The sequence below is a fragment of the Bacillus sp. JJ664 genome (genome assembly GCF_036962205.1).
Classification (GTDB): domain Bacteria; phylum Bacillota; class Bacilli; order Bacillales; family Bacillaceae_G; genus Gottfriedia.
Genome location: NZ_JBALMS010000022.1, coordinates 1 through 19,790, shown reverse-complemented (window position 1 = coordinate 19,790; position 19,790 = coordinate 1). Strand labels below are relative to the sequence as shown.

The window sequence follows — 19,790 nt, the reverse complement described above, 5'->3', positions numbered from 1 at the left end:
TCTGCAAGATCAGTTGCATTTGAGTAATCCTTTTGTACAGCTTCATACATCTTGCTTTCATTTACTTTCATTGATTCAATAATACCTGAAAGAAGTTGTAAAGATCCTTCAACTGTATAAACTGTATCAAACATACCTTCTTTATCTTCCTGCATATCTTTGTTATATGCTAAAGGTAACGCTTTTAAGACCGTTAATAAGCCCATCAAGCTTCCATATACTCGCCCTGTCTTCCCACGCAATAATTCAGGAACATCAGGATTTTTCTTTTGAGGCATGATACTCGAACCAGTACAAAACGCATCATCAAGCTCCACGAATTGGAATTCTTGACTAGACCAAATAACAAGTTCCTCAGATAACCTAGAAATATGTGACATTAATAGAGCTGAATGTGAAAGGAACTCTACTATGAAATCACGATCACTAACAGCATCTAAACTGTTTAAATAAATATCGGAGAATCCTAGCAAATCAGCAGTTCGCTTACGATTAATTGGAAATGTTGTACCCGCTAATGCTCCCGCTCCTAAAGGTGATATATTGATTCGTTTTAAACTATCTTTATAACGCCCCTTATCTCGTTCAAGCATCCAAAAATATGCTAGAAGATGATGTGCAAATGATACTGGTTGAGCACGTTGAAGATGAGTATATCCAGGCATTATTGTATGCACATGCTGTTTTGCCTTTTTCACAATTATTGATTGTACGTTTTCTATTAATCCGATAATTGACTCAGTTTTATTTCGTAAGTATAAGTGCATATCTGTCGCAACTTGATCATTTCGACTTCGACCTGTATGCAATTTACCCCCAACAGGTCCAATTTCTTCTATTAACATACTTTCGATATTCATGTGTATGTCTTCATTCTCAACACTAAATTGAACTTCGTTGTTCTTAATTTTAATTAAAATTTTATTTAAACCTGTTATGATTAACGCAGCATCGCTTTGATCAATAATTCCACATTCACCAAGCATCGTAGCATGTGCAATACTTCCCGCGATATCTTCATTAGCCATGATTTGATCAAATTGAATTGAAGCTGTAAATTCTTCTACTAATTTATTTGTATCCTTTGTAAAACGTCCACCCCAAAGCTTTGACATGATAGCCTCCATTATATGATTATTTTACGAATACTGTTTTTTGAGTTGTTACTTCGCTAAATACTTTTGTCGGTAAGCCCCAAAGCTTAATAAATCCGATTGCTGCTTGATGATCAAAAAGATCTCCTTTTGAATAAGTTGCAAGTTCTTCATTATATAAACTGTAATCTGATTTTCTACCAACAACATTATGATTTCCTTTATATAATTTAACGCGTACTGTACCAGTAACAGTTTCCTGAGTCGTTTGAATAAATGCATCTAATGCTTGCATTAAAGGTGAATACCATAAACCATCGTAAAGTGATTTTGAAAACTGTTGTTCAATATTGATTTTAAAATTTGTTACTTCACGAGGTAGTGTAAGAAACTCTAACTCTTTATGGGCATTAATTAAAATAAGAGCAGCTGGGTTTTCATATACTTCACGAGATTTAATTCCTACTAATCTATTTTCGATATGATCGATTCTTCCAACCCCATGCTTTCCACCTATATGATTTAATTCTTCAATTAAACTCACTAAGCCCAATGAATGACCATTTAACGCAACTGGCTTTCCTTTTATAAATTCAATCTCCACATATTCGGGTGAATCTGGTGATTGTTCTATACTATTCGTCCATGCAAAAGCTTCCTCTGGTGCTTCATTCCATGGATTTTCAAGTACCCCTGCTTCACATGCTCTTCCCCAAATATTCGCATCAATTGAAAAAGGATTGTCTAAATCTACTGGAATAGGTACGCCATTTTCATTCGCATATTCAATTTCTTCGTCTCGAGTCATTCCCCATTCTCTTACCGGTGCAACCACCTTTAGTGTTGGGTCTAAAGCCATGACAGAAACTTCAAATCGCACTTGATCATTTCCTTTCCCAGTGCAACCATGTGCTACTGCTACCGCCCCTTCTTGTTTTGCAACATCAACTAATAACTTGGCGATTAATGGTCTAGATAACGCAGACGATAACGGATACTTCCCTTCATATAATGCATTCGCTTTTAATGCTGGTAAAAGATATTCTGACGCAAACAGCTCTTTTGCATCAATCATATAGGATTTAATAGCACCTAAATCTAATGCTTTTTGTCGTACGAATTCCACATCTTTTCCTTCTCCTAAATCTAAACATAGAGCAATTACATCGTACTCATATTTATCCTGTAACCATTTAATACATACTGAAGTATCTAATCCACCTGAATATGCTAAAACTATTTTTTCTTTTCCCATTTCTATTTTCCCCCTCAAAATGTAATTACAAGTCTGTACCCATTAAAGCAACCAATATTGCCTTTTGAGCATGCAAACGATTTTCAGCTTCATCAAATACGACAGAATGCTTTCCATCAATAACTGAAGCAGTTACTTCTTCACCTCTATGGGCTGGAAGGCAATGCATAAATAAATAATCATTTTTTGCATTCTCCAGAAGTTGATCATTAACTTGATATGAACTAAAAATTTTCAGTCGCTTTTCAGTTTCTTCTTCTTGCCCCATACTGGTCCAAACATCTGTGACAACAACATCTGCATCTTTTACGCCATCCACTGGATTATTCACTACATCTATTAAACTTCCAGTTGTTTTTGCCACATGCTTCATAGACTGCAAAACCACTTTATTCGGCTCATATCCTGATGGACATGAAATCGTCAAATGAATTCCTAATTTAGCTGAGCCTTCAATTAATGAATGACATACATTGTTATTGCCATCTCCGATATAACTAATCTTCAAGCCTTTTAATCTACCTTTTTGTTCTAAAATAGTTAATAAATCAGCCATAATTTGTGCCGGATGATGTATATCTGTTAACCCATTGATTACCGGTATAGAAGCATGTTCAGCAAATTCAGCGACCATCTCATGAGAATATGCTCTGATCATTACACCATCAACATAGCGCGACATAACTTTCGCTGTATCATGCACACTTTCGCCTCTACCAATCTGTAAATCTTTACTGCTCATAAATATTGCATCTCCGCCTAATTGCTTCATTGCAATTTCAAATGACAATCGTGTTCTAGTCGAACTTTTTTCAAAAATCATCCCTAACACTTTATTTTTTAAATAAGGCATTAATTTTCCAGCCTTTTGCATGTTTTTAAATTCTAATGCTTTCTCTATCAAGAATAATAATTCACTAGATGAAAACTGACTGATCGTAAGAAAATCTTTATCCTTAAAATTAGACCAATCTACTGGACTATCATTATTTTTTGTTATACTCCACGAGGATTTCTGTTTAAAGCTATTTTGTTTAACATGTGTTTTTGCTAAAGCCTTATTCATTTAACCATCTCCCTTTTGGAATCTCACCTGACTTATATAATGTATAATTATACCTAACTATAAATAATTATACAATTTATTTTTTGCCTATTTTCCCATTTTTTTAAAAAGAATTATATCAAACAAAATAAAAAAACCTTAAAACCAGAGATTTCACAGTATCTAACTGCGAATCAACTAGCATATTTTACAAATAAAAAAAGATGGATTGGTATACACTTTTTTGTGTCCCAATCCACCTAAATTAATATTTATTCATTTATTCAAGAATGACTTAAGCATCCATAGCATTTTTTCAATTTCTGCAATTTTACCTAAAAATAAGTCTGCTGTTTCTTGATCATTGCTTTCTTCTGCTATAGAAATAACATCTCTAGATTCTTGTACCATTTTTTCATAATCTTTAATTAAGTCTGCAACCATTTCTTCTGCTGAAAATGTATGATTACCTTCTTTAATAGTTGCTGTTTCTAAATATTCACGAAGCGTAGCAATTGGCTTTGCACCAATCGTTAATATTCGTTCACCCAATTCGTCTACCATGACCTTTGCTTCGTCATAATACAATTCAAATTTTTCATGTAAAGTAAAAAAGTTTGGGCCTTTAACGTACCAATGATAATTATGTAGTTTCACGTAAAGTACATTCCAGTTAGCAAGTTGCTGATTTAATAGTCCTTCTAAATTTGCCAATCCATTCACACTCCAATGCATTTTGATATTCAAATATTTATTAAAATACAAAGAAATTTTTCCCAATATGCTAATAGAATATTCCTATTTGGCCCAAGACTGGTTAAGTGTTTTTCGAAATAGCTTGTTTAAATGTTCTATATCCATTGCATTTGATTCGGTAATCCCCTTTACATACTCCTCAAAATATGTAAGCTTGTCTTCAATAAAATCATTTAATACTTTTTTTCTAGGTTCTAAATCTAGCTCTTCACCTTGTTTCTTACGCTTTAATAATGCTATTACTTCCTTTAAAAATAATTCATCTAAACCATCGATTCTTAATAAATCATCAAATAAAATAGGTGGAATTTCTTGAAATTTTTCAATCCACATGCATGCTAGTAAAGGGCGTAATACATAAAAGTATTTCTTAATTTTTACATCTTCATGCTGCAAATAATCTCGATAATTCCCTCGTGCCATGTGAAGATAATGGTAAATACATGCTTTCTTAGAAAGAATCTCATTTCCAATACTCCGTAGATCCTCTGAAAGTGTTAGTTGATCATAATAAACAATTGGAGATCTTAACCACTCTAGTAATGCAGGATTTGATTTTGCAAATAATTGTAATGCCTTCCGAACGTCCCAGCCACTAATATCAAGCATCTCATTTATCGGATACTCAATGACATCACGGTTCTGGTCAATGCTTATATACCAATCCTCTTCATGAACGTATACAAACCTTACATCAAAATCACTATCTTTAGAAGGAAATCCCCATGCTCTACTACCTGATTCAACAGCAAATAAAACTTTCACATTATGTTCAACTTCAATTTGTTTCAGTTTCTCTAAGATTAATTTCTTCATCAGCTAGACTCCTCCTTATATTCACAAAACTCAAATAATACATGCTATATTATTAGTAATATAACACGATTGGATGTGAGTTCATTTGGAAAACTATATTTATGTTCTAAAGCCAACCCGTTCAACCTTTTTACAGGATTCGACTGAAACTGAAAGAGGTATTGTTTCAGAGCATTTTTTATATCTCCAAAAGTTAAATAATGAAAAAACAGTTTTTTTAGCAGGTAGAACAGAACAAGCTGAATTTGGCATTGTCATTTTACATACTGAAAACAGACAACAAGCAGAAGAAATCATGAATAACGACCCTGCTATTAAACTGAAAGTCATGACAGCAGAATTATATCCATTTATGATTGCATTATCGTAAAGTAAAAAAGAGCCTTCATTCGAAGGCTCTTTGTCTGAATCTCTTAGTTTTTATATTTTATCTACAAACTGATATCCTTTTTATGGCTCTTTCATGCTCGTTAATTTTATTGTTCGACAGACACTATTCCCTTTAAACTTCAAAATTAAAGATAATCTTTTCAAGCTCTTCAATGCTTTGTGCATTCTTTGCAGATTCCGATTTTTGTTGATAGTAGGGAATATTGCTAAAGCGATGAAGTAATAAATAGGTCATTAATTCCTTTTGGAAGCCCTCGTTTAACTCTTCATGTTTATATCCATAGCTTTCCAAAAACATTCGATTTAACCCTTTGTTTGGATAAAACATAAATGCGATTGGACCGAGTAAATCATATGTTGAATTACCTACAAAACAATCAGCAAAATCAATTAAACCAGTAAACTTCCACATTCCATTTTCCTTATTCATGATTAAATTAAACGGCGTATACTCACCTGTTAGTAAGACAAGCTGGTTTGAGCTCTTTAGCGTTTCTAATTTGGCATACTCAGACAGTTGATTTTGAAATTGATCATCTAATTCATTCAGTTTATGATGTTCGGCTAACTTTTCAAACTGAGCATTTACAAAATGATTCCATTCAGTTTGTTCATTTATATCACTTGTAATAGTTGCGGAATGAACCTCTTTAATCAATTCCCCTAAATCTTTAGCGATTTGTGCTTTTTCCTCAATAGATAAGGTATCAAATATATCAATTAATAAAGTACCCTTGAGTTCAGTCATGATGATGTAATTCCAACCTTCAAATTGTCCGGTTGAATGTATTTTTGGAATTTCTACAGAAAGTTGTTGTTGATTTAAATGTTCTAGTACTGCCTTTTCTTTTATAAATTCATCATTCACATACGTCGGAAATAGCTTAATGACGAGCTTTCCATCGATACTAAAAACAATATTTCCACCATATGTAAATCGCGTTAGATTGTTATATTCTAAATTTTCATTACTTGCTATTTTTTTAATTTTTCCTTCCCAATAACAATCCTTATCTTTCATTACTCTATATTTCTCTTTTGTAATTTTATTTAAATATGTCATGTGATTCCCCTTTAAACAAAGCATTAAGCAGATAAATTTTGATCGATGACAGTCTTCCTTTTAATGTTTAAAACAAATAATGTCGCAAAGATACAGAAAATACCCGCAGCAAAAAAGATTGATTGATATGCATTAAACCATGAATACACAAGGCCACCACCATACGCTGCTGCACCAGCACCTAATTGATGTGCAGAATAAATCCAACCATAGATAACGCCTACTTTATCCTTCCCAAAATGATCTGTTGCTAATTTAATGGTAGGCGGAACAGTTGCAATCCAGTCAAGACCATAAAATATTGCAAAGGCCGCTAAAAAGAAGACTGAGTTTGTAGATAAAGCAAACGGTAAGACAAGTAGGGACAACCCTCTTAAACCATAGTACCAAAATAGCAACCATCGATTATCGAGTCGATCTGAGAAGTAACCTGAAAGTGTTGTACCAATAATATTAAAAATCCCCATAAATGCTAGTAAACTTGCCGCCGTAACTTCTTTATAGCCATAGCCTATACAAAGTGAAATAAAATGCGTTCCAATTAATCCACTTGTTGAAAAACCACAGATAAAAAAGCTACCTGCTAGTAACCAAAATACTTTAGATTTTATGCCTAGCTTTAAACCATCAAATGCTGCTTTAATTGGATTAACTCGATTGCTGTTTAATGGATTACTTTCTTTTGCACCAAGCGGTAATACACCTACATCTGCAGGATCATTCTTCATAAAGATCCAAATACATAAATAGATGATCAGACCAAATCCAAAAATTGTTAATATAGCACTTCTCCATGAAAAGTTTCCGACTACATATGCTAACAATGGTAAAAAAACAAGTTGCCCCGCTGCTGAACTTGATGTTAAAAGACCTAACGCTAAACCTCGTTTTTTTTCAAACCAAGTAGTTGCAACATATGTATTAAGCACTGTTAAAAATGCACCTGCACTCAAGCCAATTATTACGCCCCATATGATATATAAATGCCAAATTTGAGTCATCAAAGTAGTTAACAATAAAGCTAATAATAATGTTCCCATTCCAATTAACAATACTTTTCGAACAGTAAACTTTTGAAAAAGCCCTGCAACAAATGGACCTGAAAAACCTACAAGGGTAATACAGATAGCGAATGCGCCAGATATAGACGCTCTACTCCAACCGAATTCTTCCTCGAAAGGGATCATCATCACACCTGACATGGTATTCGTTACTGCCGCCACAATTACGGATAAAAAAGTTACAATTAGAATGATCCACGCGTAATGCACTTTTTTTGAATTCATAATCATTCCTCCTATTTTCACAAAATCTTAACCGTACTTTCAATTCGTAAAATTGTTCTTAACTCTTCGACAGTACCAACAACGTAACTAGCATTTACTTGTTCTAATTCTTCCTTTGTTCCGTAGCCATACATCACACCGATCGATTCAATTCCGTTCAAATTTGCTCCAATAATGTCATGAGAACGATCGCCAACCATTACAACCTCCCCATCTGAAAATTGCAAATACTTTTGACAAATCCATTCAATAATTTCTTTTTTATTGATTCTAGTGCCATCAAGATTGCTGCCAACAATTTCAATAAAATAATGATCTAATTGAAAAAACTTTAAAATTTCCTTCGCAAATACAGTTGGCTTTGAAGTCGCTACAAATAGCTTTTTTCCAGCTTCTTTTAATTCATTTAGTAGTTGAGGAATTCCACTATAAACTTTATTTTCAATCATACCATTTTCAGTAAAATACTCGCGATAAAAATGCACTGCTCTAGCTACTTCATTTTTATTCATGCCGCATACTTCTGAAAATGACTGCTGAATTGGTGGCCCTATAAATGGTAAAAGCTCCGATTCTTCCATTTCAATCAGCCCCATTTTTCGTAAAGCATACTCGATTGATTTTATGATTCCTTCTTTTGGATCTGTTAACGTTCCATCTAAATCAAATAGTATAGTTTCATAGTTTTTCATATTCTTCTCCACTTCCTTTAGCTTAAAAAGACCAAAAAGAAACGCTAGCAATTAGAGCTAACGTGTGACATTTATTTATTAGTTTCCCACTCATTTTTTAACATACTGTATATTGCTAAATCATAAAAGCTACCTCTTATTTGTTGAGCCTCACGAAGTATTCCTTCCTCTTTAAAACCTAGGCGTAGTGGGATTGCACGACTCTTTTGATTTTCAACTGCCGCTCTAATGACAACTCGATTCAGACTTAGCTCATTAAAGCAATATGTAACTAAATACTCTACAACACGGGTCATAAACCCCTTACCTTGCATCGTATTGCTTAACCAATACCCTATTTCTGTTGCTTTATTTGTTTGATCAATATAATGTAATCCAACCATTCCAATTAATTCGTTTTGATAAAAGATACCTGTTTCAAAACCATTATTGTCAGCAAACTTCTGCAACCACATTGGTATAATTGTTTTTTGATATTCTTCTATAGTTGGGATTGTTTCTGCCCATATCAACCATTCTTTTAATGCCGATTGATTTTTTGTAAGAGACTCTACAAGCGTTTCTGCATATTTTGGTGTTAATAAATTAATAGAAAGATTTGCATCAATTTGAATTTTAAACATTCTCGTTCCCCCTAAGATCCTTCAAATATAACTTAAAAAGCCCTATACATTCCTACTGATTTTGGTGAAGTATAATTGAATCCAAATTTCTCATATAATTTATCAGCTGGCACATCAGCGATTAGGCTCACATAAGCACCTTTTGGGACCTGTGTCTCTAGAAAATTAATTAGCTCAGTCATGATTCTTTTACCAAGTCCTTGACCTTGGTAAACAGGATCTACAGCTATATCTACGATTTGATAAAAACAGCCGCCGTCTCCAATGATTCTACCCATGCCGATTAATGTAGTTTGATTTCTAATCGTCACAGCATAAATTGAATTTCTTAATCCAATCTCTGAAGCTTTTAAATCCTTTGGACTCAATCCAGCTAATACTCTCAAAGATACATATTCCTTTGCACTTGGAACTTCATTCATTACTTCATAATTAACAGACATCTTTATCACCTATTCTTTATTTGATTTTACCTAATTCTCGATTACCACGCATAATTCCTCTGGCGTTTTAAACACAAATTTTGCGTCGATACTTTTGCTGATGAAACTTAATAATAATCAACGCAAGATAAAGGTTAATTAAATGAATCATATTCATTTCTCTTTTCATCATTCTTACCGTTTTATCTTCTACAATTCTTTCAATATTGTTCTCACAATCTATTTTACCAAAAGATAACCTCAAAAAACTTGCAAAGGATACTAAATACATAGTATATTTTGCACAATGTTATGATGTTTTTACTTGCTCTACTTTAACGATGAAAATTAATTCTAGGAGTATACTTGATGCAAAATTGGATAATTGAAACAATGGAATCTTTTGGATATTTGGGGATTTTTCTTTTAATTGCACTTGAAAATTTATTTCCTCCAATACCTTCTGAGGTCATTCTAACCTTTGGTGGTTTTATGACAACAACTTCAACTTTAACGAAAACAGGGGTTATTTTCTTTTCAACAGTAGGCTCTGTATTTGGTGCTATATTACTTTTTGGAATTGGCACATTACTTAATGTACAAAAACTCGAAAAAATTGTAGATAAATCGGGACATATTCTTCGTTTAACAAAGAAGGATGTTCATAAAGCAAATGAATGGTTTACAAAATATGGCGTATGGACTGTATTTTTCTGTAGACTGATTCCGCTCATTCGTAGTTTAATCTCAATTCCAGCGGGCATGTCACGTATGAATTTTTGGATCTTTTTATTGTTTACTACACTTGGTTCACTAATATGGAACACAATTTTAGTAACTGTAGGAGCTTCAGTTGGTTCTTCATGGGAAAAAATCGTATCGTATATGGATGTATATTCAAATATCATCTATGCAATTTTAGCTGTAGGATTGGGTATATTGGTATTTATCTTTATTAAGAAAAAAAGACGTTCTGCGTAACAAATAAAAAAGAACAAACCTAACCACAGACGTTAGATTTGTTCTTTTTTATTTCATTCTTAATATTCTCATTGAATTTAATACTGCTAATACTGTTACACCTACATCAGAAATAACAGCTTCCCACATTGTTGCGATTCCAATGACACCTAATAATAAGAAAAAGCCTTTTACTGTAAGTGCAAACATAATATTTTGCCAAACGATAGTTCTAGTTCGCTTTGCAATTTTTATTGCGTCCACAATTTTAGATGGTTCATCTGACATCAATACGACATCTGCAGCCTCTATTGCTGCATCTGAGCCTAATCCCCCCATTGCAATACCAACATCAGCTCTAGCTAATACTGGTGCATCGTTAATACCATCACCCACAAATGCAATTTTTTCATTTTTTGCTTTCTTACTTTCCAGCTTTTCTAGTTGTTCTACTTTTTGATGTGGAAGTAATTCAGCATACATTTCATCAATACCAACCAAATTACCTATTTTTTTTGCAACCGACTTAGAATCTCCAGTTAGCATAATCGTTTTTTGAACACCGATTTGTTTAAGTCCTGATATTGCTTTCTTCGCATCTTCCTTCAGTTGATCAGAAATAATGATTGAACCGATAAACTGATTGTTTTTAGCAAGGTAAATTGTTGTTCCTGCCTCTTTATTTGGGATATATAAAATATGATGACGTTCCATCAACTTTACATTTCCAGCAAGTATTTCATCACCATTATAAGAAACGGAAATACCATGGCCGGCTATTTCTTGATAATTTGATAGTTTTTCAGCTTCAATTTCTTTTTCATATTCATTTCGAATAGATATGGCTATAGGATGATTTGAAAAGTGCTCTGCATAGGCCGCTATTTCAAGTAATCCATCCTTAGATTTTCCATTCGCAGGTAAAATTGAACTAACTTTAAATTGCCCTTTTGTTAAAGTTCCTGTTTTATCAAATACAATATATTTCACATCATTTAATGCCTCTAAATAGTTACTTCCCTTTACTAATACACCTGCTTTTGAAGCTGCTCCAATTCCTCCGAAGAAGCCTAACGGTATTGAAACAACTAATGCACATGGACATGATATAACTAGAAAGATTAACGCTTTGTATACCCAATCATATAGTGATTCACCCGAAATGATGAATGGTGGAATAACTGCGATCAATGCAGCTGTAATCACGACAATTGGCGTATAAACCTTTGCAAATTTTGTGATAAAGTTTTCAGTTGGTGCTTTTTTGTATGTAGCATTTTGAACTAACTCTAAAATTTTTGAAACTGTAGATTCCTTAAATTCTTTTGTCACCTCAATTTCTAAAACACCTTGTAAATTAATAAATCCACTTAATACTTCATCACCTTCAACCACTTCTCTTGGTAATGACTCACCCGTTAATGCCGAAGTATCGACACTCGTTGAACCTAAACGAACAAGACCATCTAATGGAATTCTTTCCCCTGGTTTTACGACAATCGTATCTCCTATTTTTACGTCTTCTGGAGATATTTTTCTAGTGTGGTGACCATCCTTTACATTTGCGTAATCTGGACGAATATCCATTAACTTTGAGATCGATTTACGAGATCGATTAACAGCTATACTTTGGAACAGCTCACCTAATTGATAGAACAACATAACGGCAACTGCTTCTGGATATTCCCCAATAATAAAAGCCCCAATAGTCGCAACACCCATTAAGAAATTCTCATCAAAAACCTGCCCCTTAAAAATATTTCGGATGGCTTTTAAAACAACATCCACACCAGCAATTAAATAGGCAGATACAAAAAGTAATATCGTGAATAAGTCAGGTAGGTTTAGTATTTGTGCAAGAAGTAGAAGCACTCCACCTACACAAAGCTTCATAATCAATTTTTTCGTTTCTGGATTCATCGTTGATTTTTCATTCTTCGTATCTTTTGATTCAACTTCTTCTTTTGTTAACGGATTAATATGCGGTTCTAAATTTCGAATTTTATTTTTCGCTTCATTCACAACTGCTTCTTGTTGCTCCACTGTTGAAGTAATTGTCATAGTTAATGTTGCAAAATTGACTGAAACGGCATCTACACCATTGATTGTGGAAACGCCTTTCTCTATTTTCATTGCACAATTTGCACAATCTAAACCCTCTAATTTTAATTCACTATTTATTTGTTTTTGCCCCGTACTCACTACCTTCAACCCCTCTCCACAGCAAACACTTTTATTTAATCCTCTAAAATATGTTCAAGTGCTTGATTGAAAATCTCTGTTACATGGCTATCTGCTAAAGAATAATAAACTACTTTTCCTTCTTTACGATTTTTTACTAAATGCGCTTGTTTTAATACACGCAATTGATGAGAGATAGAAGATTGCGTCATGTCTAGCAAATAAGCCAAATCACAAACACACATCTCAGACTGACTAAGTGCATGTAAAATTCTTGTTCTAGTTTTATCACCTAAAACTTTAAATAAGTCAGCCACTCCAGTTAGTACTTCTATATTTAACATCTTCTCTTTTACAATCAGTATCGTATCCTCATGCATAACAGTTTGCGTACAACTTTCATCACAAACTTCATCCTTCTTTTTCTTTTCCTCGATCATTTCTATTCCTCCTATATATACATGAGCAATCATTCATATGTTTTCTATACATTTATTATATGAGCAACTGTTCATATATGTCAAAAAAATTTTTAGAAAATTATAGAAAAAATAATTTTCTTCCAGAAAACAAAAAAGTGACCTTATGTTTTCACATAAAAGTCACTGTTTCTTTTTTTAAGAAGGCATCGGCGTATCAGTTGGTTTCGCATAACCGTCTTTATATTTATCATCTATATACTTTCGAATTTCTAAATTCGTTTTACCTTTTTGTTTTAATGTTGCTGATTCTAATGCGATTTCCAAACAGTTAACACAAGTTGTCGCATGACTATCCCATACAACCGATCCATCGGCTTTTACCTCATTAATAAAACAATCTAAATTATTCTTATGTCCAACACTTTCTCCACAACCACAATAGCATGGAATATTTTTTAATAAATCAGTGTTTTGTGCTGCAAGCAAATAGATTTGTTGCATCTGTTGCTCTTTAACTGCTAAAAAATTAGGCAATGTTTCCTTATTCTTCGTTTGCTCACGAACATCACTCACTTGACTGTGCTCTTCATGATTCTCATGACCTTTATGACTTGTATCATTATTACCTTCTGTTTTATGACTACTGCAACCTGCCAAAAGAAGCGAGATAGATAAAGCTGAAAAAACATTTACAATTACTTTTCGATTCATTTCTTTCCTCCAATAATATTTATCTAAGTTGATTGTATTGTTTATTGGAACGAAAGACAAATGCTTAATCAAATATTACCTAATTAGTAATTACGGTCTCGATCAATGAAATCCTTATCGTCCGAATACAGAATAAAATCAAATAGTTCATCCTCAACTAAGTAGTCATTACCATCTAGTGACTCTTCCGGAAATACTTCTTTTCCGTCCTTATCGTATATTGTCATTGAAATTGATAAGGTTGACGGATAACCTTGTTCTTGTAAAAAGAATATATTTTGCCTCGTTCCTGCTTCAGCCTCAAGTTTTTGAATTTTACTCCAATTACTAGGATATGTTAAAAATCCGTAAGTTTTTTTATGAATACTGACTCTCTGCTCTAAAAATATCTCGGGTACGTAATATACATTTTCATTAGACATCATATAATTTCTTTCTCGAACTAGACGAAACTTTATTTCATTCACCCGATCAACAGGATTATAATTCCAAAACATGACATAAGAAGACGGATCGTTAGGCTTTATTTTCCATAAACGTGGAGTTCCAGCTTTATCAATGATATTAACGATCTTCCATTTATGGTGTTGCCATTTCCAAAAACTAACCCCATAACCATTTTCTTTTGAAATATAAGGCACAAATACATGTTTTTGATCAATAAATATAATATCTTGAATTTCCTTAGCATACTCACCTTCATATGTATGACTTATGATTTTCTTAATCCTTGCTTCAGAATAAAATGTAGTTGGCTTCGAAAGATAAAACCAATAAATAACAATGAATGCAATGACAAAAATTAATAAACCAATAATTGTTTTTTTATTTTTCAACATGATTATTTCCTCCTTTAACAGGTGAAATAATGTTTGTATCACTTCTAAAGTAATAATGTTTATTTTTCGTTGTAATGAAAATTCCTTTTCCATCCTTCTCAATATAAATAATGGTTTTTAAATTACTGCCGAACTTTGGTTTTGTACCAAGTAAAATGTATGGAAATCTTTCAATAGGTTTCATTTTTGATTCTGATTGAAACGTTCCTGCAAACCATTTTTCATCCTTGAATAATTCATTCATTTTAAAGGTATCTACTGAATGAACTAATTTCGAGTTTTCCAATTCCACTTCACTAACTTTAGGAATTGTACGAATAATCCTTGGATGTTCTACTTCAGTAATAAAAGTTTTTAGTTCGTCTTTCGGATAAAGGAGAAGATCTATTGGATAAATCAAGAAGCTAGTAAATATAAAAATAAATTTGATATAAAAACCTGCCCATGCAAAACTACGGTACTTTCCCCATCCAACCTTTCCAAACCTATTTTTACAAACCAATTTTAATAACCATACACCAATAGGTAAGATTGGAATTTGAATAAATGAATAAAAGATATTTAAATTAATTGAAAAATGAATACCACCTATAAAAGCGACTATTATCGCTTTCCATAGGGTTGTTTTTTCTTTTTTTCGTTTATATAGCGAATAAATGATAAGTCCAAATACTAGATAGTTTAATAGACTGACTACGATGGACGGAACATGTTGGAAAAAATCATATTGATATTGTACGTTCATAGTTTTCTCCTATTCATTTGACCAAAGTTTTTCGATTACTTTTTAACTTTCTGGTATGTTTTGACGAAATCACCAATTTCCTTATCAAACTCTTCATTGATTAGTTCAAATCCGTTATTCTCTAATATTTTTACTGAAAAGTGATTTCTGGTTTCTACATTTGCGATGACTATATCAATATTTCTTTCTTCAAAACAGTAAATTAATAGTCTTCTTATTAACTCCGAACCATAACCAGATCCCCAGTGTTCTTCTTGTAATCTATAACCAACTTCACTCTTTCTTTCTTCATTTTTGATCACGGCACATGTACCAATAAATTCATTCCTCTCAGTAAGGCAAACAGCTAATACTAAGAAATCACTTTGATTTTCATCATAAGACGTTACTATTTTATTCAATTCTTTTTCAGTTTCTTCTAAAGATTTCGGACGATTTGTTATATATTTCATTACATTTGGATTTGATTGTAGCTTATGTAATTGTTCTAAATCATCCAACCTAAGCTTGCGTATACTTAGTCGTTCTGATTGTAAAATCATTAAAAGCGCCCCCGTCGATTTGTCTAACCATCATTCAATATACTTTTAACATATACATGTTTTCTTTTTAACGCCCAATTTCCCCTTTAATTCAACCTTTTCAATATAGTCTGTTGCAATTGGTACTTTACAAGCAGTATTACCAACATCGACTTGAACCTTCCCAATATTCCTTCCCACTAACATAGCTTCTACATTTAAACTGGGAATAAAGCTACCTACTGCTATGACAAAGGCATTCATTGTATATCGAACTCGATTTTTCGAATTATGTATATTTTTTTCAATATATTTTAATAGTTCTCTAACTTCATTTTTATCAATATTCTCATCAGGCTCGATTGATACATAATGAGAATATGTACTCCAACCACAATCCTCAATTAATTCTTCTTCTGATTTCATCCATTCTCGTGCAAGCTCTAAAGCATACAAGCTTTCTGCAGTCACAGCCCCAACTATACTTTCAGCAATCATGAACCAATAAGCACCTTCTGCCCATTTTACCAATTGTTCTTTTGTCATAAGTTTTGGATTAATTGATAATCCCGCTAAATACATTGCATCAGAGTTACCAGTATCGTATAGAGCTAGTGCAAGTTCTTGATCTTTTTTCACATATTTTACTAATTTTTTTAAATCACCAATTTTCACACCATAAAATGGTTCTCTTGCACCATGCCTAATAAACGTATTTTTTGTTTGCTCTGTACCCAGCTCTTTTAATGACTTCATTATCTCATCTAATTTCATGCAGTACCCTCCTTGCTATTTACTCAATATATGTTTGTCCCGTATCATCGTTGTCTAAAATGTATCGTATCATACATCTATTTGAAAGGAAGTACATAATGAAATATATTACTATGACTATGATTATTTTTCTGTTTGTTTTATCATCATGTCAATTTGATTCTATGGAAACTGTCTCTAAGAAAAATGGAACAGGAAATAGTCAAGATTGGTCTTACACAGGTTCTACTGGCCCTAATAATTGGGGAAGCCTGAACGAAAGATACGCCATGTGTTCAAAAGGCAAAGAGCAATCGCCGATTAATCTTGAATCAGCAACTCAAAAATCACTACCATTAGGAATAAACTATCATTCTGGAAAATTTAAAGTAGAAATCAAAGATATGACAATTAAATTAATCCCTGAAAGTAATACAAATACGATCAATATACATGGAACAAATTACGAACTTAAGCAGCTTCATTTTCATACACCATCAGAACATTTACTAAAAGGACATCAATCTGATATGGAAATTCATTTTGTTCATGAAGATCGTAATCATTCTATTGCAGTAATTGGCATTTTTGTAGACAAAGGTACACACAATAAAGCGTTTCAAAATATAGTAAACATTCTTAAAGAGGACAAAAGTTTAAAAGAAAACAGATCAATATCGGTAAATATTCAATCCCTCATTCCTATTAATAGTAAAAAAATTACGTATAATGGTTCTTTAACAACACCGCCATGTACTGAAGGATTAAAATGGATTGTCTTTGAAAAACCAATTCAATTATCAAACAAGCAAATTGGAGTTTATCGAAAATATTTTTACCCAAGCAATCGCCCCGTCCAACCATTACATAATCGGATCTTGTATGAATCATGGTAAAATGAAAAAGAGTTAACCAATATAGGTTAACTCTTTTTTACATTTTACCATTCTGTTTTTTCATCTCTATGAATGACTTCTAATTTACCAGTATGTGGATCAATAACTAAACCATGAACTTCAATATTTTCTGGAATTAATGGATGGTTTTTGATGATAGAAACACTATGTCCTACACTCTCATATACATCTGTAAATCCAGATAACCATTTATCTAAATCGATTCCAGATGAATTTAAAATATCTAAATTCTCCTCTTTTATACCTGATTCAATCATTCTTTTCTTTATTCTCGCTGGATCCGTATTACCCATACCACACTCGTGATGACCAATGACCAATACTTCTTTTGCACCAAGTTCATAAATTGATACTAAAATACTTCTCATAACAGATCCAAATGGATGACTAATTACAGCGCCCGCCGTCTTAATCATTTTTACATCACCATTTCGTAGATCAAGAGCCTTTGGTAACAATTCAACTAAGCGAGTGTCCATGCAAGTGACAACAACAACTTCTTTATCTGGAAACTTACCTGATAAATATGGTTCATACTCCTTATTTTCTACAAATCTTTTGTTGAATTCTAGTATTTTATTTAACATTTGTTTCCCTCCAAATTAACTTAAGAGAATTTATTTATATTACTATTTTGAAGGAAAAGTGAAATAGATACAACTAATCCGCTTCGCTTCAATAGTATTATCATATTATACTAATAATATTTATAGATTTAAACCTTTCAAACATTAATTTTCTTTAATCTGAAACTATATTTTTTGAATTTTTAAACATATAATGTACACTATATTTAGTCTTAATTAGGAGGGAATATAAATGAAAACTTCACAATTTATCACATTACATAATGGCGTAAAAATGCCTCAATTAGGTTTTGGTGTTTGGAGAGTTTCTCCTGAAGATGGTGTTGATGCAGTTCGAACAGCAATTGAAGTTGGCTATCGACATATCGATACGGCTTCTGTCTACAAAAATGAAGAGCAAGTAGGCGAAGCAATTCGTCAATCAGGTATTGCAAGAGAAGAACTATTTATTACAACTAAAGTTTGGAATGCCGATCAAGGTTTTGATACAACATTAAAAGCATATGAAGATAGCCTAAAAAAGCTAGGGCTAGACTATGTAGACTTATATTTAGTTCATTGGCCGGTTAAGGATAAATATTTAGAAACGTATAAAGCACTTGAAAAACTGTATGATGAGAAATTAGTACCAGCGATTGGTGTTTCAAATTTCCATATTCATCATTTAGAAGATATAGCAGCACACCGTAATATTAAACCAATGGTTGACCAAGTTGAACTTCACCCTATGCTACAACAAAATGAACTACGTGACTATTGTTTAAATAGCGGGATTGCGATTGAAGCTTGGAGTCCATTAATGCAAGGAGGCGAAGCACTAACGAATCCAGTTATTAGTGAGCTTGCTGAAAAGTACGGTAAAACACCTGCTCAAGTCGTTCTTCGCTGGCATTTACAACGTGACGTTATTGCGATACCAAAATCAATTACACCTTCACGTATCCAAGAAAACTTTGATGTATTTAATTTTGAACTAACAACAAATGATATGAATTCTATTGCATCACTAAACGCAAATAAGCGTGTAGGACCAGACCCAGATAATTTTGATTTTTAAAACAGTCGTATATGTATAAAAAAGCACTGCATACGCAGTGCTTTTTCCATTTTATAACATTTGATTAGCAATTTTGATAATGTCTTTTTTATGCTGTTCAGACGATATATTCTTGTTTATGTAACTAACTGTATAATTCATGCCGTCTTTTTCAAAGAAAAGTGTATTTCCAGTAAATTTAGCAACAACATCTTTTTCTAAATGAACATCTTCAGTCGTTCCGCTTTGCTCCGCCTGGAAATTATCTACACCGAGTAGCAAGATAATCTCTTCTGTTCGATCTTTAGCTGTCGTCATAAAACTAACTCTTACATTTTTACGATCTTGACGAAAATCCTCAATTGACGAAATTTTAAGAGGAACTGCATCGAATGGAAAATCCTTTGGAATTTTCACCTTAAACGGAAGCGCATCTAACCCTTCTTCTAAAGAGGTTGCATTATATGTGACTGGAATGGTTTTTAATTGTTCTTCTGTAAGATTTCCTGTTGGTTCAACTTTTTCTAATTGGGATGTATCTAACAAATCGTTTTGAAGAGGTTTACAACCAAATAGTAAGACAATCAGAACCATTTGAACTAACCAAACTTTTTTCATCTCATCACGTCCCACAGAATGATTTTTACAAGAGTTTTACTATAGTATATATTTGCTT

22 protein-coding genes and 1 pseudogene are annotated in these 19,790 nt (G+C 32.7%); 4 read left to right on the top strand and 19 right to left on the bottom strand.

What is annotated here, in order from left to right; translation table 11 throughout:
* The 5 genes and pseudogenes from argH to V7056_RS03310 all read right to left on the bottom strand — a co-directional run.
* Positions 1-1,115: pseudogene (gene argH / locus V7056_RS03330) on the bottom strand (argininosuccinate lyase); the annotation flags it as partial.
* Positions 1,116-1,134: 19 nt separating this feature from the next.
* Positions 1,135-2,349, bottom strand: coding sequence for an argininosuccinate synthase (locus tag V7056_RS03325; RefSeq protein ID WP_499699270.1), 1,215 nt, complete (start codon positions 2,347-2,349; stop codon positions 1,135-1,137).
* Positions 2,350-2,374: 25 nt separating this feature from the next.
* Complete coding sequence (gene argF / locus V7056_RS03320; RefSeq protein ID WP_499699268.1) at positions 2,375-3,415, bottom strand: ornithine carbamoyltransferase; 1,041 nt, start codon at positions 3,413-3,415, stop codon at positions 2,375-2,377.
* A 255-nt stretch (positions 3,416-3,670) separates the two neighbouring features.
* Positions 3,671-4,117, bottom strand: coding sequence for a Dps family protein (locus V7056_RS03315; protein WP_499699328.1), 447 nt, complete (start codon positions 4,115-4,117; stop codon positions 3,671-3,673).
* Between the two features lie 75 nt (positions 4,118-4,192).
* Positions 4,193-4,966: a nucleotidyltransferase domain-containing protein gene (locus V7056_RS03310; protein ID WP_499699266.1), complete on the bottom strand. Its 774-nt coding sequence runs from the start codon at positions 4,964-4,966 to the stop codon at positions 4,193-4,195.
* Positions 4,967-5,051: 85 nt separating this feature from the next.
* Between V7056_RS03310 and V7056_RS03305 the strand changes: the two genes are divergently transcribed.
* The gene (locus V7056_RS03305; RefSeq protein WP_499699264.1) at positions 5,052-5,336 is read left to right on the top strand and encodes a YciI family protein; all 285 of its coding nucleotides are present in this window, start codon (positions 5,052-5,054) and stop codon (positions 5,334-5,336) included.
* A 132-nt stretch (positions 5,337-5,468) separates the two neighbouring features.
* Here V7056_RS03305 and V7056_RS03300 read toward each other — a convergent pair whose 3' ends face one another.
* From V7056_RS03300 to V7056_RS03280, 5 genes are all read right to left on the bottom strand, one after another.
* A complete protein-coding gene (locus V7056_RS03300) occupies positions 5,469-6,419 on the bottom strand; it encodes an aminoglycoside phosphotransferase family protein (protein ID WP_499699263.1) in 951 nt (316 codons plus the stop codon).
* A 23-nt stretch (positions 6,420-6,442) separates the two neighbouring features.
* Entirely contained in the window at positions 6,443-7,705 is a 1,263-nt protein-coding gene (locus tag V7056_RS03295) for an MFS transporter (RefSeq protein ID WP_499699261.1), read from the bottom strand.
* Positions 7,706-7,722: 17 nt separating this feature from the next.
* Positions 7,723-8,397 carry an HAD family hydrolase gene (locus V7056_RS03290; RefSeq protein WP_499699260.1) on the bottom strand — a complete coding sequence of 225 codons (675 nt, stop codon included), beginning with the start codon at positions 8,395-8,397 and terminating at the stop codon, positions 7,723-7,725.
* Between the two features lie 71 nt (positions 8,398-8,468).
* Positions 8,469-9,020, bottom strand: coding sequence for a GNAT family N-acetyltransferase (locus V7056_RS03285; RefSeq protein WP_499699258.1), 552 nt, complete (start codon positions 9,018-9,020; stop codon positions 8,469-8,471).
* Positions 9,021-9,052: 32 nt separating this feature from the next.
* The gene (locus V7056_RS03280) at positions 9,053-9,463 is read right to left on the bottom strand and encodes a GNAT family N-acetyltransferase (protein WP_499699256.1); all 411 of its coding nucleotides are present in this window, start codon (positions 9,461-9,463) and stop codon (positions 9,053-9,055) included.
* 348 nt (positions 9,464-9,811) lie between these two features.
* On the opposite strand from V7056_RS03280, the gene V7056_RS03275 reads away from it, so the two are divergent.
* Positions 9,812-10,423 (top strand): DedA family protein, encoded by a 612-nt coding sequence (locus V7056_RS03275; protein ID WP_499699254.1) that lies wholly within the window; start codon positions 9,812-9,814, stop codon positions 10,421-10,423.
* A 48-nt stretch (positions 10,424-10,471) separates the two neighbouring features.
* On the opposite strand, the gene V7056_RS03270 is transcribed toward V7056_RS03275, so the two are convergent.
* From V7056_RS03270 to V7056_RS03240, 7 genes are all read right to left on the bottom strand, one after another.
* Positions 10,472-12,613: a heavy metal translocating P-type ATPase gene (locus V7056_RS03270; RefSeq protein WP_499699252.1), complete on the bottom strand. Its 2,142-nt coding sequence runs from the start codon at positions 12,611-12,613 to the stop codon at positions 10,472-10,474.
* A gap of 26 nt (positions 12,614-12,639) precedes the next feature.
* The gene (locus V7056_RS03265; protein WP_499699250.1) at positions 12,640-13,023 is read right to left on the bottom strand and encodes an ArsR/SmtB family transcription factor; all 384 of its coding nucleotides are present in this window, start codon (positions 13,021-13,023) and stop codon (positions 12,640-12,642) included.
* A gap of 177 nt (positions 13,024-13,200) precedes the next feature.
* Positions 13,201-13,716 (bottom strand): PCYCGC motif-containing (lipo)protein, encoded by a 516-nt coding sequence (locus V7056_RS03260; protein WP_499699248.1) that lies wholly within the window; start codon positions 13,714-13,716, stop codon positions 13,201-13,203.
* 83 nt (positions 13,717-13,799) lie between these two features.
* A complete protein-coding gene (locus V7056_RS03255) occupies positions 13,800-14,555 on the bottom strand; it encodes a hypothetical protein (protein WP_499699246.1) in 756 nt (251 codons plus the stop codon).
* The gene (locus V7056_RS03250) at positions 14,542-15,300 is read right to left on the bottom strand and encodes a hypothetical protein (RefSeq protein ID WP_499699244.1); all 759 of its coding nucleotides are present in this window, start codon (positions 15,298-15,300) and stop codon (positions 14,542-14,544) included. Before V7056_RS03250 ends, V7056_RS03255 begins: the two co-directional genes overlap by 14 nt.
* Before the next feature lie 35 nt (positions 15,301-15,335).
* Complete coding sequence (locus tag V7056_RS03245; protein WP_499699242.1) at positions 15,336-15,842, bottom strand: GNAT family N-acetyltransferase; 507 nt, start codon at positions 15,840-15,842, stop codon at positions 15,336-15,338.
* A gap of 45 nt (positions 15,843-15,887) precedes the next feature.
* Positions 15,888-16,595, bottom strand: coding sequence for a DNA alkylation repair protein (locus tag V7056_RS03240; protein ID WP_499699240.1), 708 nt, complete (start codon positions 16,593-16,595; stop codon positions 15,888-15,890).
* Between the two features lie 98 nt (positions 16,596-16,693).
* Here V7056_RS03240 and V7056_RS03235 point away from each other — a divergent pair, with 98 nt between their 5' ends.
* Complete coding sequence (locus V7056_RS03235) at positions 16,694-17,470, top strand: carbonic anhydrase (RefSeq protein ID WP_499699239.1); 777 nt, start codon at positions 16,694-16,696, stop codon at positions 17,468-17,470.
* Between the two features lie 44 nt (positions 17,471-17,514).
* On the opposite strand, the gene V7056_RS03230 is transcribed toward V7056_RS03235, so the two are convergent.
* Positions 17,515-18,078, bottom strand: coding sequence for a beta-class carbonic anhydrase (locus V7056_RS03230; protein ID WP_499699237.1), 564 nt, complete (start codon positions 18,076-18,078; stop codon positions 17,515-17,517).
* A gap of 232 nt (positions 18,079-18,310) precedes the next feature.
* Here V7056_RS03230 and V7056_RS03225 point away from each other — a divergent pair, with 232 nt between their 5' ends.
* Complete coding sequence (locus tag V7056_RS03225; protein ID WP_499699235.1) at positions 18,311-19,135, top strand: aldo/keto reductase; 825 nt, start codon at positions 18,311-18,313, stop codon at positions 19,133-19,135.
* A gap of 51 nt (positions 19,136-19,186) precedes the next feature.
* On the opposite strand, the gene V7056_RS03220 is transcribed toward V7056_RS03225, so the two are convergent.
* Positions 19,187-19,732 (bottom strand): hypothetical protein, encoded by a 546-nt coding sequence (locus V7056_RS03220; RefSeq protein ID WP_499699233.1) that lies wholly within the window; start codon positions 19,730-19,732, stop codon positions 19,187-19,189.
* Positions 19,733-19,790: the final 58 nt, after the last annotated feature.

Bases quoted from the DNA above. Each gene is read 5' to 3' on its own strand.
- V7056_RS03245 (WP_499699242.1), bottom strand. From the start codon at position 15,842: ATGATTTTACAATCAGAACGACTAAGTATACGCAAGCTTAGGTTGGAT.
- argF (WP_499699268.1), bottom strand. From the start codon at position 3,415: ATGAATAAGGCTTTAGCAAAAACACATGTTAAACAAAATAGCTTTAAA.
- V7056_RS03250 (WP_499699244.1), bottom strand. From the start codon at position 15,300: ATGAACGTACAATATCAATATGATTTTTTCCAACATGTTCCGTCCATC.
- V7056_RS03240 (WP_499699240.1), bottom strand. From the start codon at position 16,595: ATGAAATTAGATGAGATAATGAAGTCATTAAAAGAGCTGGGTACAGAG.
- V7056_RS03235 (WP_499699239.1), top strand. From the start codon at position 16,694: ATGAAATATATTACTATGACTATGATTATTTTTCTGTTTGTTTTATCA.
- V7056_RS03255 (WP_499699246.1), bottom strand. From the start codon at position 14,555: ATGTTGAAAAATAAAAAAACAATTATTGGTTTATTAATTTTTGTCATT.
- V7056_RS03225 (WP_499699235.1), top strand. From the start codon at position 18,311: ATGAAAACTTCACAATTTATCACATTACATAATGGCGTAAAAATGCCT.
- V7056_RS03280 (WP_499699256.1), bottom strand. From the start codon at position 9,463: ATGTCTGTTAATTATGAAGTAATGAATGAAGTTCCAAGTGCAAAGGAA.
- V7056_RS03265 (WP_499699250.1), bottom strand. From the start codon at position 13,023: ATGATCGAGGAAAAGAAAAAGAAGGATGAAGTTTGTGATGAAAGTTGT.
- V7056_RS03260 (WP_499699248.1), bottom strand. From the start codon at position 13,716: ATGAATCGAAAAGTAATTGTAAATGTTTTTTCAGCTTTATCTATCTCG.
- V7056_RS03275 (WP_499699254.1), top strand. From the start codon at position 9,812: ATGCAAAATTGGATAATTGAAACAATGGAATCTTTTGGATATTTGGGG.
- V7056_RS03295 (WP_499699261.1), bottom strand. From the start codon at position 7,705: ATGAATTCAAAAAAAGTGCATTACGCGTGGATCATTCTAATTGTAACT.
- V7056_RS03220 (WP_499699233.1), bottom strand. From the start codon at position 19,732: ATGAAAAAAGTTTGGTTAGTTCAAATGGTTCTGATTGTCTTACTATTT.
- V7056_RS03285 (WP_499699258.1), bottom strand. From the start codon at position 9,020: ATGTTTAAAATTCAAATTGATGCAAATCTTTCTATTAATTTATTAACA.
- V7056_RS03325 (WP_499699270.1), bottom strand. From the start codon at position 2,349: ATGGGAAAAGAAAAAATAGTTTTAGCATATTCAGGTGGATTAGATACT.
- V7056_RS03290 (WP_499699260.1), bottom strand. From the start codon at position 8,397: ATGAAAAACTATGAAACTATACTATTTGATTTAGATGGAACGTTAACA.
- V7056_RS03230 (WP_499699237.1), bottom strand. From the start codon at position 18,078: ATGTTAAATAAAATACTAGAATTCAACAAAAGATTTGTAGAAAATAAG.
- V7056_RS03310 (WP_499699266.1), bottom strand. From the start codon at position 4,966: ATGAAGAAATTAATCTTAGAGAAACTGAAACAAATTGAAGTTGAACAT.
- V7056_RS03300 (WP_499699263.1), bottom strand. From the start codon at position 6,419: ATGACATATTTAAATAAAATTACAAAAGAGAAATATAGAGTAATGAAA.